The 17,210-nt window shown below is 73.8% G+C and carries 13 protein-coding genes; 6 read left to right on the top strand and 7 right to left on the bottom strand.

The window, feature by feature from the left end; genetic code table 11:
- The first annotated feature begins 43 nt into the window (after positions 1-43).
- From HQQ78_RS15245 to HQQ78_RS15235, 3 genes are read left to right on the top strand one after another with little or no spacing between them, the layout of a single operon-like run.
- The gene (locus HQQ78_RS15245) at positions 44-784 is read left to right on the top strand and encodes a PadR family transcriptional regulator (RefSeq protein ID WP_159825583.1); all 741 of its coding nucleotides are present in this window, start codon (positions 44-46) and stop codon (positions 782-784) included.
- Entirely contained in the window at positions 781-1,509 is a 729-nt protein-coding gene (locus HQQ78_RS15240; RefSeq protein ID WP_173154589.1) for an ABC transporter ATP-binding protein, read from the top strand. Before HQQ78_RS15245 ends, HQQ78_RS15240 begins: the two co-directional genes overlap by 4 nt.
- The gene (locus HQQ78_RS15235; RefSeq protein WP_173154586.1) at positions 1,506-4,310 is read left to right on the top strand and encodes an FtsX-like permease family protein; all 2,805 of its coding nucleotides are present in this window, start codon (positions 1,506-1,508) and stop codon (positions 4,308-4,310) included. The genes HQQ78_RS15240 and HQQ78_RS15235 overlap by 4 nt, the downstream gene beginning before the upstream one ends.
- 18 nt (positions 4,311-4,328) lie before the next feature.
- Here the strand turns inward: HQQ78_RS15235 and HQQ78_RS15230 are convergent, their stop codons facing one another.
- Entirely contained in the window at positions 4,329-6,875 is a 2,547-nt protein-coding gene (locus HQQ78_RS15230; RefSeq protein WP_371740410.1) for a S8 family serine peptidase, read from the bottom strand.
- Between the two features lie 176 nt (positions 6,876-7,051).
- Positions 7,052-9,328: an acyltransferase family protein gene (locus tag HQQ78_RS15225; RefSeq protein WP_173154583.1), complete on the bottom strand. Its 2,277-nt coding sequence runs from the start codon at positions 9,326-9,328 to the stop codon at positions 7,052-7,054.
- Between the two features lie 162 nt (positions 9,329-9,490).
- On the opposite strand from HQQ78_RS15225, the gene acs reads away from it, so the two are divergent.
- From acs to HQQ78_RS15210, 3 genes are all read left to right on the top strand, one after another.
- Entirely contained in the window at positions 9,491-11,548 is a 2,058-nt protein-coding gene (acs, locus tag HQQ78_RS15220) for an acetate--CoA ligase (protein WP_173154580.1), read from the top strand.
- Positions 11,549-11,644: 96 nt separating this feature from the next.
- The gene (locus HQQ78_RS15215; protein WP_123571164.1) at positions 11,645-12,250 is read left to right on the top strand and encodes a nitroreductase family protein; all 606 of its coding nucleotides are present in this window, start codon (positions 11,645-11,647) and stop codon (positions 12,248-12,250) included.
- Between the two features lie 59 nt (positions 12,251-12,309).
- Positions 12,310-13,107 (top strand): isocitrate lyase/phosphoenolpyruvate mutase family protein, encoded by a 798-nt coding sequence (locus HQQ78_RS15210; RefSeq protein ID WP_173154577.1) that lies wholly within the window; start codon positions 12,310-12,312, stop codon positions 13,105-13,107.
- Positions 13,108-13,219: 112 nt separating this feature from the next.
- Here the strand turns inward: HQQ78_RS15210 and HQQ78_RS15205 are convergent, their stop codons facing one another.
- The 5 genes from HQQ78_RS15205 to HQQ78_RS15185 form a co-directional block, all read right to left on the bottom strand.
- The gene (locus HQQ78_RS15205; RefSeq protein ID WP_216844348.1) at positions 13,220-14,407 is read right to left on the bottom strand and encodes a YihY/virulence factor BrkB family protein; all 1,188 of its coding nucleotides are present in this window, start codon (positions 14,405-14,407) and stop codon (positions 13,220-13,222) included.
- A gap of 3 nt (positions 14,408-14,410) precedes the next feature.
- Positions 14,411-14,827 carry a DUF3618 domain-containing protein gene (locus tag HQQ78_RS15200; protein ID WP_173154574.1) on the bottom strand — a complete coding sequence of 139 codons (417 nt, stop codon included), beginning with the start codon at positions 14,825-14,827 and terminating at the stop codon, positions 14,411-14,413.
- On the bottom strand, positions 14,808-15,236 hold the full coding sequence (locus HQQ78_RS15195; protein ID WP_056049738.1) for a phage holin family protein: 429 nt from the start codon (positions 15,234-15,236) through the stop codon (positions 14,808-14,810). The genes HQQ78_RS15200 and HQQ78_RS15195 overlap by 20 nt, the downstream gene beginning before the upstream one ends.
- The gene (locus HQQ78_RS15190; RefSeq protein ID WP_123570908.1) at positions 15,229-15,639 is read right to left on the bottom strand and encodes a YtxH domain-containing protein; all 411 of its coding nucleotides are present in this window, start codon (positions 15,637-15,639) and stop codon (positions 15,229-15,231) included. Before HQQ78_RS15190 ends, HQQ78_RS15195 begins: the two co-directional genes overlap by 8 nt.
- A 136-nt stretch (positions 15,640-15,775) precedes the next feature.
- Positions 15,776-17,164 carry a glycosyltransferase 87 family protein gene (locus tag HQQ78_RS15185; protein ID WP_173154571.1) on the bottom strand — a complete coding sequence of 463 codons (1,389 nt, stop codon included), beginning with the start codon at positions 17,162-17,164 and terminating at the stop codon, positions 15,776-15,778.
- Positions 17,165-17,210: the final 46 nt, after the last annotated feature.

Below are 17,210 nucleotides of genomic sequence, written 5' to 3'. Positions count from 1 at the left end.
CAGGAGGCCACGTGACGGCACGACCGGACGGCGAGGCGGCCCCGTGACCGTGCGACTGGGCCTGCTGGCGATCCTCGACCAGGGCCCGGGGTACGGCTACCAGTTGCGCAGCGAGTTCGACCGACGCACCGGGTCCACCTGGCCGCTCAACGTCGGCCAGGTGTACTCCACCCTCGACCGGCTCGACCGCGACGGCCTCGTCGAGCGTGACGAGCCCTCGCCCCGCGACACGTCGCCCGAGGCCGACGGGTCGCCGGGGTCCGACGGATCGCCCGGGTCCGACGGGTCGCCCGCCGCCGAGGCCTCGGTGGCGGGCACCGGGCAGGCCGCCGGAGAACACCAACGACTCTGGCGCATCACGGCCGCCGGACGGGCCGAGGTCGCCCACTGGCTCGGGACGGCCGTCGACACCCCCGACGCCACCCGTGACGAGCTGCCGCTCAAGTTCGCCCTCGCCGCGACCCTGCCGGGGGTGGACGTGGCGACGCTCGTGCAGACGCAGCGCCGCGCCTCCTTGGCGAAGCTGCAGCGACTCACCCGGACCAAGCACGCCGGGGGCGACCCGGAGGCGCCCGGCGAGTTCGCCTGGCGCCTCGTCGTCGACTCGATGATCTTCGCGGCCGAGGCCGAGGTGCGCTGGCTCGACCACGTCGAGTCGAGCCTGCGCCGGGCGTCGCTCGCCGAACGGCAGTGGGCGGTCGAGGCCGTGGCCCCGACGACGAGCGGGCCCGGGTCCCCTGCCCGGACGCCGGGGCCGGCGCGGGCCGCACGAGGTCGGTCGTGACCGAGCGCGCCGAGGTGCTGACCCTGCTCGCGGTGGGGCACGAACACGGAACCGGCGACCTCGCCCGCACCGCCCTCGACGGCGTGAGCCTGACCGTCTTCGAGGGCGAGCTGGTCGCCGTCATGGGCGCGTCCGGCTCGGGCAAGTCGACCTTGCTGGCGATCGCGGGCGGCCTGACGACGCCGACCGCAGGACACGTGCAGGTCGACGGCACCTGGCTCGCCGACCTGAGCGCGGCCGAGGTCGCGCGGGTGCGACGACGGTCGGTCGGCTTCGTGTTCCAGCAGTTCAACCTCGTCTCGACGTTGACCGCGGCCGAGAACGTCGCCCTGCCGCTCGAACTCGACGGCATCGGCACCCGTGCCGCCCGGCGTGCCGCCGACGACGCGCTGGCCACCCTGGGCCTGGCCGCTCGAGGACGGGCCTTCCCCGCCGAGCTCTCGGGCGGCGAGCAGCAGCGCGTCGCGATCGCCCGCGCCCTCGTCGGCAGCCGTCGCCTGGTGCTCGCCGACGAGCCGACCGGCGCGCTCGACAGCAGCACGGGCGACGAGGTCATGGGCCTGTTGCGCGAACGGGTCGACGCGGGTGCCGCGGGCCTGCTCGTCACGCACGACGCCCGCCACGCCGCCTGGGCCGACCGGATCGTGTTCCTCCGCGACGGCCGCCTCGTCGACGAGTCCGCGCCGCGGGGGCCCGAGTCGCTGCTGACCCCGGAGGCGCGGTGACGGCCGGCGGCCTCGTCGCGCGTCGACAGGTGCTCAGGCGCCTGCGCGAGTACGTGATGGTCGTGCTGCTGATCGCGCTGCCCGTGGCCGGCGCCTCGGGGGCGGCGGTGCTCGTCGCGAGCGCGATGCCCACGACCCGGCAGGAGATCACCTCGACGCTGGGCCAGACGGCCGCCCGGGTGCACTGGACCGGCTACGAGACCCGGCAGTCCGTCCGGGGGCTGAACCAGTGGTCGGGCGACGAGGTGACCTACCGCCCGCCGGCCGACGTCGTGCCCGGGGTCGAGCGGACGCTCACCCTGCGCACCCTCTGGACCCGGGTCGGCACGTCCCCTGCCGGCGTCGTGATCGGACCGGTGACCGACCCGGCCTTCGAGGGCCGTTACGTGCTCGAGCGGGGGCGGGCCGCCGAGCGGGGCGACGAGGTGCTCGTCACGCCCGCCCTCGCCCGCGACGACGGGCTCGAGACGGGATCGACCACGACCGTGCACCGCGTCCCCGGCGCCGACGGCCCGCGCGACCTCGAGGTCACGGTCGTCGGCATCATGTCCGAGGTCGGCGGCGGCACGGACGACCGGCAGGTGTTCGCCCGCGACGACCTGGCGGCGGGCCTGCCCGATCCGTCGTCGACGGCCTCGGCGTCGTCGACGTCGTCCGAGCAGTACCTCGTGGGGGACGCCGTCGACTGGGGCGAGGTGCGCGAGTTGGGACGCGCGGGATTCGTCGTCTGGTCGGCGGCGGTCGTCGCCGACCCCCCGCCCGAGGGCACCCCCGGGCTCGAGAGCGAGGCGGGTTACGGCAGCACGGGCACCTACGCCGCCCTCGGCGTGGTCTTCGCCGTGTTCGCCGGCGCCGAGGTCGCCCTGCTCGCGGGGGCGGCCTTCGGGGTCGGGGCCCGTCGGCAACGCCGCACGCTGGCCGTGCTGGCCGCGGTCGGGGCCGACCAGCGCACGCTGACCCGGATCGTGACGCGGCAGGGGGTGTGGGTCGGCGTCGTCGCCGCGGTCACCGGTCTCGCCGTGGGAGTCGACCTCGGCATCGGCGTCGTGGCCCTCGCCCGTCGAGCCGGCGTCGACGTGGGCCCGTTCGCCTTCTGGGGCGTCCACGTCCCCGGCGTCGTGGTCGCGGGCATCGGACTCTTCGCCGTCGCCGTGTCGTGGATCGCGGCCGTGGTGCCCGCGCGCCGTGCCGCCCGGGTCGACGTGATGGACTCGCTGCGCGGCGGGACGGCCTCGGGGGCGGTGGACGCCGCGTCGGACCGCGGCCGCGGCCGACGATCCGCGGTGCTCGCCGGCGTCCTCGTCGTCGGCGGCGTCCTCGCCTGCTTCGGGGCGGGATGGGTCTCGTACGCCACCTCGGTCCCGGTCGGCTCACGCTGGTGGTGGGCGGCGTTCGTCGGCCTCGCGGTCTCCGCCGTGGCCGCCCTCGTCGGCGTCCTGCTGCTCGTGCCGGTGCTCGTCCGTCGGCTCGGGCGCGCGTCCACGCTCGCACCCGTGCCGTTGCGGCTCGCCCTGCGCGACGCCTCCCACGGGGTCGCCCGCACCGCTCCCGCCGTGGCGGCCGTCACCACGGCGGTGTTCGTCGCGGTGTTCGGCGTCTCGATGTCGACCGCGGCCGCACGACAGTCCGAAGACTCCTTCTATCGCCCCTACCCGGCGGGCACCGTGGCGATCTCGTACGACCAGGCGTCCGACCTCCGCGTGCCGGGCGGCTCCCCCGAGGCGGCCTCGCTCGACTCCGCGGCCGTCGCCGCCGTCGCGCGCGACCTCCCGGTGGGCGACCGTGCCGTGTGGCAGACCCCGGTCCCCAGTGGTTACGACTCGAACGGCGCCCCGGTCGCCGTCGACGCGGTCACGCCGTGGGCCGTGCTGACCGTCCCCGACCGTTGCGACTCGTCAACGGGGCGCCTCGAGGGCCTGTCGTCCCGTGAGGCGCAGCGGATCACCGATGCCGACCCTGCCTGCGACTACCCGCTCGGCTTGTTCACGTCACAGGACAACATCATCGTGACCGACGAGGACGGCCTCGCCGTGACCCTGGGGGCCGCTCCGTCCACGGCCGCCCGCGCCGCGTTCGAGTCGGGCGGCGTCATCGCCTTCGACCCGTCGCTCGTCGTCGACGGCGAGGCCACCATCGGTCTCGCCACCCCGGCCGAGGTCGCGGACGGCTTCGACGCCTCGGCCACCCCCTCGACGTCCGTGTCGCTCCCGGCCGTCGTCCAGCGTCCGACGACGCTCAGCACCGGGGCCGTCCTGATGAGCCCCGGCACCGCCGAGCGGCTGGGCTTCGAGCTGACCCAGCGTGCCGTCGTGATGGTCACCGACCGGCAGCCGACCGAGGACGAGGCCGCCGGCCTCCGGGCCGCGGTCACCACCGCCACCGACGGCCGGGCGACGGTCGAGACGAGTCCCGCCGATCGGGGCCTCGACCTGGCCCTCGTCCTGGCTCTCCTCGCGACGACCCTCGTCTGCGCCGCGGCGGCCGCGGTCGCCCTGGGGCTCGCCCGCGCCGAGGGGCTGAGCGACCAGGTGACCATGCAGGCCGTCGGAGGCACGGACGCCCAGCGACGCGCCATGTCGTTCTGGCAGGGCGTGGTGGTCGTGGGCACGGGTGCCGTGCTGGGCACGATCCTGGGGCTGGTGCCGACGGGGGCCATGGTCTGGGCCTCGGACCTGCCGTTCGCCCCACCGTGGTGGGTGCTCGCCGTCGTGGCCGTCGGGCTTCCCCTCGTCGTCGCCGCCGGCAGTGCCCTGACGAGCCGTCGACCGACCTCCCTCGTGCGACGACCCGTGCTAGACTGACGAGCGGGCGGGCGGCCCCTACCGGGGCTCGTCGCCGGGACGACGCCGCCCGACGCCGACGCCGACCACGCCGAACGCGACGATCAACAGGGCGGCGAGGGCCACCGGCCCCGGCTCCGAACCGGTCCACGCGAGAGCGGCCGAGGAGGCGCGGGCCGGGTCGGCGGCGAGCGGGCGCCCCGGGGCACCGGTGGGGACGACGCCCTCGCCCGGCGAGGAGCCCGGCGTGGGCGACGCCGACCCCGGACCGGCCGGTGCGGCCCCGGGCTCGGCCGGGACGCCGGCCTCGTCACCCGGCACGGGAGCCGGGACCGGGTCGACGGCGAAGAGGACGGCGGGACCGGTCGCCGAGACGACGTCGTCCACGGTCCAGGTGACGGCCGAGACCCGCCAGTCACCGGCGGCGAGGCCGGCGAACGTCGCGCGGAACGTGCCGTCTTGCTCGGCACGGACCGTCGAGGACTCGGCAGCGTCGGGAGCGGCCGCCAAGGCCCGGGCCGTCGCGGGCAGGTCCCCGGCGGGCAGGTCTCCGGCGGGCGCATCCCCGGCGGGCGGGTCCCCGGCGGGCGGGCTCGCGGCGGGCTCGACGGTGACGGTGACGCGGGCGGAGTCGATCGAGGTGCCCTCGACGACCACGGTCCGCCCCGAGGGCAGACGGTCGCCGTCGGCCGGTGAGGTGACGACCGGGCCGGCCAGCGCCTCCTGCACCTCGACGTCGACGACCGCGCTCGAGCCCGACGACCCGGCCACGGAGAACGACAGGGGACCCGTCGGGGTGCCGGGCGAGAGCCGGACGGGCAGCTGGACCCGGCCGCGCTGGTCGGCGACGCTCGACGTCGACTCGTCGAACGCGTCGCCCTCGGCCCGGACCGTCTCACCGGGCACGAAGCCGGCGCCCCGCAGGGTGGCCGCCGCGCCCGCCTGCAGCACGCCGTCGGGGGCGACGGCGACCGCCCCGCGTCCCAGGTCTTCGGTCACGGCCGCGAAGGCGTCGACCATGCCGGCCCCGAAGTACTCGGAGGGAGTCTCGCCGCCGGCCTGCCGGGCGAGCAGGTCCCGCAGTTCGGCCGGGGTCGCGCCCGGGTGCACGCTCGCCAGCAGGGCCGCGACCCCGGCGACGTGCGGAGCCGCCATCGAGGTCCCGCTGAGGGCGGCGAACCCGCCACCGGGGACCGTACTGAGCACGGCGGACCCGGGGGCCGTCAGGTCCACGACGCCCGCACCGTAGTTCGAGAACCGGGACTTCTCGATCGAACCGCCTCCGCCCTGCTGGGCCGACGAGACGGTGACGACGCCGTCGACCTCGGCGGGAAGCTGCGAGCACCCCTGCGAGACGTCGCGCCCCGGCTGCGGGGTCGAGTCGTTCGGGCTGAGCGAGTCGGCGGTCTTGTGGGCGAGGTCGACGGCGACGGCGCCGACCGTGGCGTTGCCGGCGGCCGCCACGTCGAGGACGCCTTCGTGCTGGGACCAGGCGACCGCCCGCGCGACCGCGTCGAGGGCCGGGGCCTGGTCGGGGTCGGCCGAGCACCAGGCGGCCCACGGGTCGACGAAGAAGCTCGCGTTCGTCACGTCCATCTGCTGCTGCGCCGCCCACATGTAGCCGCAGATCGCGTACTCGGGGTAGATGAAGCCGTCCGCGTCGACGACCTTGACGCTGGCCAACCGCACGCCCGGGGCGACCCCGACGACACCCCGGCCGTCGTCGGCCGCGGCGATGATGCCCGCCACGTGCGTGCCGTGCTCGCGGGTGCTCGTCGCGGCGTCGGACGACGGCGCCCAGGCGGCGGGGTCGGGGTCGGCGACGCCGTCCACGCTGCAACCCACGGAGGCGGCCGGGTCGACCTGCGAGACGAGGTCGGGGTGCGTCGCGTCGATGCCGCTGTCGAGCACGCCGACCAGCACGGCGGGGGTCCCGGGCTGCACCGCACGCGCCTCGGCGGCGTGGACGGCCTGGTCGTTCCACCGCCGCTCCTCGCCGGGATCGTCGACGTCGGCGACCCGCTCGGCCAGACCGGTCGCCTGCACTCCCGTCGACGGGACGGCAGAGGACTCGGCGTCGCCCCCCGTGTCGGCGTCGGGCGTCGCACGGACGGCGGCCGTCCGGGTCGGACCGGCCGACTCGACGGACGAGGAGGCGCGGACCCGGTCGACGAAACCGGCGGCGGTCGACCGAGCGGTCACCACCCCGATCTCGTCCCACCGGGCGAGGACGGTGCCGCCCGCGCCGACCACCGCGGCCGAGGCCGCCTCGGTCGTGACGGCGCCCGGCACCGCGTTGACGACGTAGTTCATCGCATCGACGGGGGCCGCGGCGGGGGCTGCGGCAGGCACCGCGCTCGAGGCGGGCGCGGACAGCTCGGGCACGTCGGCCGCGAGGGCCGGTGACGAGGAGACGGTCGGGGCCGGTGACGAGGAGGCGCTCGGGACCGGTGACGAGGCGGCGGTCGCCGGGGCGTCCGCGGCGACGGCCGTGACCGGGGCGAACACGAGGACCGCGGCGAGCGCTGCCCCACCCACGGCACGGGTCGATCGACGAGCAGGACGGCGTCGAGGGCTGTGGGTCACCTGGCAACGATAGGCGGCGACCGGTCACGACGGGGTCACGATCCCGCCTCCCGTTCGAGGGACTCGCCGACCCGGCCGCACGTCGGCACGTCGGCTTGTCGGCCCGTTGGCCCGCCGGCCCAGCGGCCCGGCGGCCCGGCGGCCCGGCGGCCCGGCGGCCCGTGCTCGTCCGGGCGTCAGGCGGCCGGGCCGCCCTCGGCCTCGGCCTCGGCCTCGGCCTCGAAGACGAGTTCGCGCAGCACGGGGGCGAGCTTGGCGTCGAACGCCCCCGTGTAGTGGGTGAAGTCCCGCTTGACGGGCACGTCGTCGACGAAGGCGGGGCAGAGCCCGTCGACGCAGAGGAACCGCGACGTGTCGACGAGGGAACCGCCCAGGGCGCTCATCGTCTTCTGCGTCTCGGCGAGGTTGGCGGCGTGATCCGCCGACACGGACGAGATGCAGTCGACGGGCGAGCCGCCCGGGCGGTAGCAGTCGTCGAGCGACCGGTGTGCCGGCGGGGGCGTGACGAACACGGTGCGCGTCGCCGCGCCACCCACCGACTCGAGCTGGCGCTGCAGTGCCTCGGCGTACTCGCGCGGCGTGACGGGTGCGCCGGTGTCGGCGTGTTCGAACGGGACGAAGGAGTTCGTGACGACGAGCAGGTCGGGTGCCGTCTCGACGATCGTCCGGACGGCGTCGGCCTGGTGGGTGGTGCAGCTCTCGGGGTCGGAATTCTGGGCGACCGCGAGATCGACGAACGGGCAACCGAACAGGGGAAGCGCGACCAGACGCCACCCGCTGTCGTCCGATTCGACGATCTCGACCACGGCGTCCAGCTCGGCGGCGGCCGTCGAGTCCCCCACGAGGACGACCGTCTTGTCGCCGGTGCCGAAGGTGCACTCGGCGCGCGGCAGGGGCAGATCGACGCGACCGCAGTCGTTGTTCGCCCCGAACGGCATGGTGTCGCCCGGGTCGGGGGTCAGCGTCGGCCACGAGGTCGCCGCCAGCGCGGCCCGGACGGACTCGGCCATCGCCCCCTCGGCCGGACCGACCGGACCGGAGCCGTCGACGCCGTCGCCGTCGGCACCGCCGTCGGACGCCCCGGCCTCGACGGAGGCCCCGAGGCCGGTGCCCCCTGCGACGGGCGGGAGCACGGGCGGCGCCGCCACGGGCCGGACCGAGACCACCGCGGCCACCACCATCACGACGGCCAGCATGCCGAGGCCCCCGAGGGCGGCCCGACCGGCGGACGGCGCCTGGTCGTCGGCCCAGCGACGCCACAGCCGACGACGGCCCTCGCCCCGTCGCGGGGCGAGCAGGGGCGACGAGATGAAGGGCTTCTCGACGAGGTGATGACCCACCACGGCGAAGCCGAGCGACAGGGGGTAGGCCAGCAGCTCGCCCTCGGGCACGACCGCGCGGATCATGACGACGATCGGGAAGTGCCAGAGGTAGAGCGAGTAGCTGATCGCACCCAGGTAGTCGGTGACCCGGTTCGCCAGGGGCGCCGGTGCGACGGCCCCGGGCACGCCGCCGCCCACGACGACCGCCAGGGTCGCGACCACGGGAAGCGCTGCCCACGGGCCCGGGAACGCGGTCTGCCCGTCGACGACCACGACGCTCGCCAGGATGCCGACGAGACCGAGCCAGCCGAGCGTCGTGCCGATCGCCCGCGGCAACCGCCGGGTCAGCGGAACGGCCAGCGCCGCCAGGGCACCGAGCCCGAGTTCCCAGACCCGGGTCAGCGTCGAGAAGTAGGCGCCCGTCGGGTCGCCCGCCGTGTCGACCACGGCCCAGACGAACGACGCCGCGCAGAGGGCGGTGATCACGGCCGCGAGCACGAGCCGTCGGCCCGACCCCGACCCCGTGCCCGTCTCGCGGGAGACGGCCGCGGGGCGCCCCGGACGCCGCAGGCCGAAGCCGAGGACGACGATCACGAGGAGCGGCCAGAACGCGTAGAACTGCTCTTCGACCGAGAGCGACCAAAGGTGCTGGAAGGCCGAGACGGGTCCGTCGGCGGTGAAGTAGTCGGTGCCCACGGCGGCGAAGTGCCAGTTGGCCACGAAGGCGAGGGAGTAGAGGGCGTCGATCCCGAGCCCGACCACGCGGCGGTCGGGCAGGAGGACCGTCGCGGCGAGCAGGGTCGCGGCGACGACGACGAGCGCCGCCGGCAGGAGGCGTCGGACCCGGCGACGGTAGAAGTCGGCCAGCGAGATGCGGCCCGTCCGAGCGTGCTCACGGAGCAACAACCCGGTGATCAGGAAGCCCGAGATCACGAAGAAGACGTCGACGCCCACGAAGCCGCCGTGCGGCCAGCCCGAGACGTGCTCGAGCACGACCGCGACGACGGCGACGGCGCGCAACCCCTGGACGTCGCGACGGAATCCTGCCGACCCGCCGCCCGTCGAGGAAGCACCACCCCGACGCGACGACGAGGGAGCGGACGGAGGACGGTGGGGGGTCGAGTCGGACATGCTTCTCTCTCGGGTCGGAATCACGTGACATACCAATATCTCACGTCGCATCCTGAACGACAAGAACCGACGGTCTCGCCCGTCGCCGCCACGGTCCCCGCGCGTTACGCAGCGTTGCCCCGCGACGCCCGCCACCGGCGTGCCGCCCGTAGCGTGGGACGCATGGCCACCAGCGACACCATCTCGAACCTGCTCGACGAGCGACGGACCTTCGCCGCGCCTCCTGCGCTCGTCGAGGGGGCCAACGTCACCTCGGCCGAGCACGCCCGCGCGGCCGCCGACCCGGTCGCGTTCTGGGCCGAGGCGTCGCAGCGGCTCGACTGGCACACGCCGTGGACGGTCGCGCACACCTGGAAGCCCGTGACCGAGGGGCCCGACGGGACGCTCACCGTGCCCGAGGCGACCTGGTTCGCCGACGGAACGCTCAACGTCGCCGTCAACTGCGTCGACCGGCACGTCGACGCCGGCCTCGGCGACAAGGTCGCCCTGCACGTCGAGGGCGAGCCCGGCGACCGTCGCGACATCACCTACGCACAACTGCAGCGCGAGGTCGTGAAGGCCGCCAACGGCCTGCGATCGCTCGGCGTCGAGAAGGGCGACCGGGTGGTCGTCTACCTGCCGGTCATCGCCGAGACGATCGTCGTGACGCTCGCCATCGCCCGACTCGGCGCGATCCACTCGCTCGTCTTCGGCGGCTTCTCAAGCGAGGCGTTGAAGTTCCGCGTCGAGGACACCCGGGCCAAGCTGCTGGTCACGACCGACGGGCAGTTCCGCCGAGGGGCCGCGGTGCCGGTGAAGGCGAACGCCGACCACGCCGTCAACGGCGACAACGAGATCGAGCACGTCCTGGTCGTGCGGCGCACCGGCGAGCAGACGCCCGACGTCCCGTGGACCGAGGGGCGCGACCTCTGGTGGCACGACGTCGTCGACGCGCAACCCGACACCGACGAACCCGAGTTCTTCGGCGCCGAGACGCCGCTGTTCATCATGTACACGAGCGGCACCACCGGGAAGCCCAAGGGACTCGTGCACACGAGCGGCGGCTACCTGACGCAGGCCAACTGGACGCACTGGGCCGTCTTCGACGCCAAGCCCGACGACGTGCACTGGTGCACCGCCGACCTCGCCTGGGTGACGGCGCACACCTACGAGATCTACGGCCCGCTGTCGAACGGCCTGACCCAGGTGATCTACGAGGGCACGCCCGACACCCCGCACCCCGCCCGCCACCTCGAGATCATCGAGCGCTACGGCGTCACCACGTACTACACGGCGCCGACGCTGGTGCGGACCCTGTCGTCGTGGTTCCCCGAGGGACTGCCCGACACCTACGACCTGTCGTCGCTGCGCCTGCTCGGCACGGTCGGCGAGTCCATCAACCCCGAGGCGTGGGTCTGGTTCCACGAGCAGTTCGGCCGGGGCGGGTGCCCGATCGTCGACACGTGGTGGCAGTCCGAGACGGGGGCCGCCGTCATGGCCCCGCTGCCCGGCGCCGACACCCTCAAGCCCGGCTCGTCGCTGCGGGCGCTGCCCGGGCTCTCGACCGCCGTGGTCGACGACGCCGGCGAGCGCGTGCCGAACGGCAGCGGCGGCTACCTCGTCGTGCAGCGGACCGGGCCGGCCCTCGCCCGCACGGTCTGGGGCGATCCCGAGCGGTACCGCGACAGCTACTGGGCGACCTACTGGCGGCAGGGCTGGTTCTTCTCGGGCGACGGCGCGAAGTACGACGCGGACGGCGACATCTGGGTGCTCGGCCGGGTCGACGACGTGATCAACGTGTCGGGGCACCGCCTGTCGACCATCGAGCTCGAGTCGTCGCTCGTGTCGCACCCGGCCGTCGCCGAGGCCGCCGTCGTCGGCGTGGCCGACGAACGCACCGGCCAGGCGATCGCGGCGTTCGTGGTGCCGTCGACACGGCCGGAAGGAGGCGCGGTGCGGGACGCCGGCGACGTCGCCGAGCCGTCGGTGTGGGCTCCGCTCGCGGGGTCGATGTCCCCCGCGCTGCGCGCCCACGTGGCCGACCAGATCGGGCCGATCGCCAAGCCCGCGACCGTGTTCGTCGTGCCCGACCTGCCCAAGACGCGCTCGGGCAAGATCATGCGGCGGCTGCTGGCCGACATCGTCGACGGCCGACCCCTCGGCGACACGACGAGCCTGCAGGACGAGACCGTGCCCGGCCGGGTGGCGGCGATCCTCGCGGAGGCGACCCGCGCCTCCTGAGGTCGGGAATCACCGGCCCACACCGAGGGTTACCGTGGTCGGGGCCCGATGACGCGCCTCGCCTCCCCCGTCCCGTTCCGAGAAGAAAGCGTCGTCATGTCGATCTCCGAGACCACCGCCGCCCCGTCCACCCTCCGCACCGCCGAGACGAGCGTGCCGCTCGTGCCGCTGCTCGACGAGCGCTGGAGCCCCCGCTCGTTCGACCCGACCGCCGAGATCTCGGACCGTCAGCTCGACGCCCTGCTCGAGGCCGCCCGCTGGGCGCCGTCGGCCGCGAACACGCAGCCGCGTCGCTTCGTCGTCGGCCGTCGCGGCACGGCCACGTTCGACACGATCGTGAAGGCGCTCATGGGCTTCAACGCCGCCTGGGCGGGCAACGCGTCCGCACTCGTCGTCGCCGTCGCCGAGACCTCGACCGTCGAGGGAGAGGTGCGCCAGTGGGCCGAGTACGACCTCGGCCAGGCCGTCGCCCACCTCACGGTGCAGGCACACGCCGAGGGCTTCCACACGCACCAGATGGCCGGCGTCGAGTGGGACGAGATCGTCGCCGCGTTCGGCCTGACCGACAACCTCAAGCCCGTGACGGTCACGGCCGTCGGCGTCGTCGACGAGGCCGACAAGCTGATCGAGGCCCTCGCCGAGCGCGAGACCGCCCCTCGCGAGCGCCTGCCGCTCAGCGAGCTCGTCCTGCGGCGCGACTAGCAGCTCGGCGAGGCGAGCCCGGGCTGGTGCCTGCCAGCCCGGGCTGGTTGGCTGGGCGCATGTCGATCTCCAGCACGGCCGAGAAGGCCGAACTCCTCCGCTCCCTCCACGTCCCCGGCGACCCGCTGATCGTGACGAACGTCTGGGACAGCATCACCGCGCGCATCGTCGCGGGCGCACCGGGCGTCAAGGCCCTGGCCACCGCCTCCCACTCGATCAGCGAGGCGCACGGCGTCGAGGACGGCGAGGGCCTCGACGTCGACGACATGCTGGCCGCCGCCCGCATCGTGATCCGCTCGGTCGACCTGCCCGTGTCCGTCGACTTCGAGAAGGCGTACGCGACCGACGCCGCCGGCACGCTCGACAACGTCCTCCGCCTGATCGAGGAGGGCGCCGCCGGCCTCAACATCGAGGACAGCATCGGCCAGGCCAAGGCGCCCCTCTACGACATCGACACCCAGGTCTCGAAGATCGCCGCCGCCCGCCGCGCCGGCGACCGCGCCGGGGTGCCGATCGTGATCAACGCCCGGGTCGACGCCCTGGCCGGCGACCCCGACTCGTTCGACGACGCCGTCACCCGCGCCAACGCCTACCTCGACGCCGGCGCCGACTGCGCCTTCGTCCTCGGCCTGGGCACCGAAGACCTCGTGAAGGCCGCCCTCGACCGGATCGACGGCAAGGTCAGCGTCATCTCGAACCCGTCGTCCGTGCCGCTCGCCCGCCTGGCCGAACTCGGCGTCTCGCGCGTCAGCTTCGGGCCCACCACGATGGGCCTGACGCTCTCGCACCTGCGCGACGCCGCCACCACCCTCACCGCGCGGGGCGACTACCCCGCCGAGCTCGGCTTCTCGTTCTGATCGACGGCCGGTGCGGGAGGGGCTCGCCCACCGGCTGACGAACGACGCGACCCGCGCCTCCCGAGCTCGTGAGAGCCGAGGAGGCGCGGGTCTCGTCGTCAGGGGACGTCACCTAGTCGTCGCGGTCGCCTTTCGAACGGTCGCCCTTCGAGTGCCCGTCCCCGGCGCGCTCGTCTTTCTTCCGGTCGGACTCGGACGCCTCGGAGCCGCCCTCGCCGTCCGGCTCGGGCACCTCGTCGCCGTTCCGCTCGATGGTCGCGGCGGCGGCCTGACGCAGTCGCATGCCGGCGAGCTCGTCCTTGGCGAGGGCCGCGGCCTTCTTCTCGCTCTGGGCCGTGTCACGGGGTGGCAGCAGGATGTCGCGCTCGGCCCGGAGGCCGGCCTGCAGCTCTCGACCACGTTCGAGTTCGGCGTCGAACTCGGCTCCGAAGAGCAGGGCGTTGTTCGTGATCCAGAGCCACAGCAGGAACACGATGACCGCACCGAGCGAACCGTACGTCTTGTTGTAGTTCGAGAAGTTCGCGATGTAGAACGCGAACCCCACGGACGCGACCAACCAGATGACCAGGGCCACGAGCGACCCGAGGCTCATCCACTTGAACTTGGGCTGCTTGACGTTCGGGGCCCAGTAGTAGAGCACCGCCACGATCACGACGGCGATGATGGCGAGGATCGGCAGCTTCGCGATGTCCCAGACGAACACCGCGGTGCTGCCCAGTCCGACGAGGTCGCCGACCGTCTCGGCCACGGGACCGCTGATCACCAGGATGAGGGCGGCGACCACGATGAGCACCACCGTGAACGCCGTGACGCCGAGCATGGTCGGGCGGAGCTTCCAGATCGGACGCCCCTCGTCGATGCCGTAGACGCGGTTCATAGCCCGCCCGAAGGCGCCCACGTAGCCGGAGGCCGACCAGAGGGCACCCAGCACACCGACGATCAGGGCGACACCGGCGGCCGACGACTCGGTCAGCTGCTCGACGGGACCCCGCAGGAGAGCAGCGACGTCCTCCGACCCGAACTGTGAGACCAGGTCGAGCAGCGTCTTGGCCGTCGAGTCCGCCTGCCCCACGACGCCGAGCAGCGACACGATCGCCAGCAGCGCCGGGAAGATCGCCAGCACCGCGTAGTACGTGAGTGCGGCGGCGAGGTCGGTGCACTGGTCTCGGGTGAACTCGCGCAGGGTCTTGCCCAGCACGTACCCCCACGAGGGCTTGGAGACGTCCGTCAGTTCTTGCGGCTTGCGCGAGTCGTCGGCGTCGGGTGACTGCTGCTCGCGCTCGGTGCTCTTCTGCGCCATCGGTCAGCGCCTGATCGTCTTGACGATGCCGGCGACGAGCGCGACGACGCCGATGGTGCCGGCCGCTGCGGCCGCCACCACGGGCTTCGGGTCGCGATCGAGGCGCCGTGAGACGCTCGCCTTCAGCCGACGGGCGTGGGCAGGGACGCTCAGCTTGTCCTCGATGGCGTCGAGCGTCGCCGCGAACTCTTCACGGGTACGGGCGAGGTCGAGCTCGATCTCGGGGATGCTCGCGCCGGGGCGTGGCCCGGCCGCGTTCTCGGCGTCCTTGTCGGGAGACGTGCTGCCGTGGGCGTCGTCGCGCTCTTCGGCCGCACGCGCCTCGGCGAGCTCGGCACGGGGGTCGGGCTGGTCGCCCTTCCCGTGCTTCGACCCGCCGTGCTTCTCGTGGTCTCCTGCGTCAGTGCTTCTCGGAGTCATAGCTGCCCTGCCCCTTCAACGCGCTGACGTCGGCCTTCACGCTGGCGACGGCCTTCTCGGGGGTCGGCGGCACGCCCTTCTTGAGGGCTTTGATGCCGAGCAGGGCCAGGACGGCCGTGATCACGAGCAGGACGGCGGCGACGATGAGCGCCGCGAGCCAGGGGGCGACGACCGTCGCCAGCCCCAGGACGCCGGCCGTGATGAGCACGGCGAGCAGGAAGAAGCCGAACAGTGCGGCTCCGACCAACAAGCCGACACCCACCCCGGCCTCTTTGGCCTTCGTGGCGAGCTCGGTCTTGGCCAGCGCGATCTCGCCGCGGATGAGGCGCGAGATCAACTCGGGCAGGCTGCCGATCAGCGAGCCGAGCGAACGTTTGGTGCTCTGTTCGGGTGCCTTCAGGTCACTCACCGACCGTCACCCCCGGCAGCTTGTCGTCGTCGGGGCTGGTGCCCGAGGTCTGCTTCTTGACGTCGTCGGCCTTCTCGTCCACCTTGTCGGCGGCCTTGTGGGCTGCCTCGGTGGCCTTGGCGGCGACCTTGTCGGTGGCGCCCGAGCCCTTGCCCGAGACGGACTTGGCCTTGGAGCCGACCGCGTGGGCGGCGTCGTTCGCGACGTCCTGCGCCTTCTTGGCGACGACCGGAGCGTTCTCCTTCACGAAGCCCTCGGCCTGCTGGACGCCCTTCTGGACGGTCGGGTTCTCCCACAGGCTCTCGGCCTGGTCCTTGATCTTGACGTACGCGCCGCGACCTGCGCGGGCTCCGAGGACGTATCCGACGGCCGCTCCTGCGACGAAGAGGATCTTGCCTTTCATGAGTGCTCCTTGGCTCGTGGTGGCAGGTAGGCCTTCCACGCTGGCACGACCCGGCGTGGACGGCTCAGATTGACCGGGCGACCGGGGACGACGCCGCCCGGCGCCGGCCTGGGGACGAGCCGCCCCCGACACCACGTCAGGAGGCGCGGGCCGCCACGAGCGCGACGCCCACCTCGAGCGCGTCGCTGCGCACCGTGGCGACCGCCAGTCGCACGAGGCGCACCGCGCACCAGCAGAACAGCACCACGAGCAGGCCGTTGCGGGCGCCCAGGACGAGCACGGCGACCGGGTTGAGCTCGATCAGCGGCCGGTAGAGGATCGGGAACACGAGCGTCGTGAGCCCCGAGGCCCAGGCGGTCAACACGGCGGGCGTCCGGAACGCCTCGGGACGCGAGGCGTAGCCCACGGCCACGATCGGCACGATCCAGAGCAGGTACTGCGGCGACCCCACCTTGTTGAAGACCACGAACGCGAGCGTGAGGGTGAGGGCGCCGAGCAGCACCGTGCCGAACTCGTCGCCGCGATCGCGAGCCGGGACGACGGCCGCGGTGCGCCCGGAGCCCGCCGACCCGCGCCTCCCGGGCTCGGCCCACCGGGGCAGCCCGAAGGTCGCCACGGCCAGCACGCCGGCCAGCAGCACGAGGACGGCGAGCATGACCTGCGTGCTGTCGTTGATCATCCAGGTGTCGCCCGGTCCCATGACCTCGCGCGTGGCGAGGGCGACGTTCTGGTAGACCGAGGCGCCGGGGACGCGCAGCATGGCCATCCAGAGCCAGGGCGTCGAGAGGGTCGCCTCGAGCTGCATCGCCCGTCCCGACTGCATCGTCACGAAGCTCGTGATGTCGTCGGCCCCGCGGCCGAGCAACACGCACGACACGACGACCATGGTGACGAGCACGCCCCCGCGCAGCACGACCGCCCGGTGACGCGACCCGACGACGACCGCCGCGATGACGGCGGCGGGCCAGACCTTGATCCAGGTCGCCGCGGCGAGCAGCAGCCCGGCCACCCGCGGACGCGTGGACAGCAGCATGAGGGCGGCGACGACCAGCGGCGCGCTGAACCCCTCGAGCCGGAGGAAGGCCACGGGGCTGAGCACGAGCGTCACGAGCAGCCACCACCAGGCTGCCCGGTTGTCGACCGTACGACGACCGCGGTCGGTCAGCAGCCAGAGCGCGACGGCGTTGAGGGCGGTCAGCAGGGCCAGCCAGACGAACTGGTAGTGCTGTTCGCCGAAGACGTTCGGCAACACGATCGGGACGATCGCCCCGGCCGGGTAGACCCACGAGAAGTCGAGGACCGGCCAGACGCCCTCGCTCAGGGCCCCCGTCGCCCACAAGCGGTAGAGCGGCAGGTCGCCGCTCACCCCGCCGCCGATCATCAGCGGCGTGAGCGCCAGGAACACGGCGGCGTGCACGGCGACGAAGCCGTAGAGCAGCCCGCGCGGATGCGCCTGCACGCGCGACCAGGTCCGGCGGAGGCGCGTGGGGAGGGGCGCAGGCGCGACGGCGCTCGAGGTGGTCACGCCTCGAATGTACGGCCGCGTCCTTGCCGTTGTCTTTCCGGCAGGT

Origin of the sequence: Frigoribacterium sp. VKM Ac-2859, assembly GCF_013204925.1 — a bacterium.
GTDB lineage: Bacteria > Actinomycetota > Actinomycetes > Actinomycetales > Microbacteriaceae > Frigoribacterium.
The sequence above is the reverse complement of the archived record's forward strand: the minus strand, read 5'-3'. Positions and strand labels throughout refer to the sequence as shown.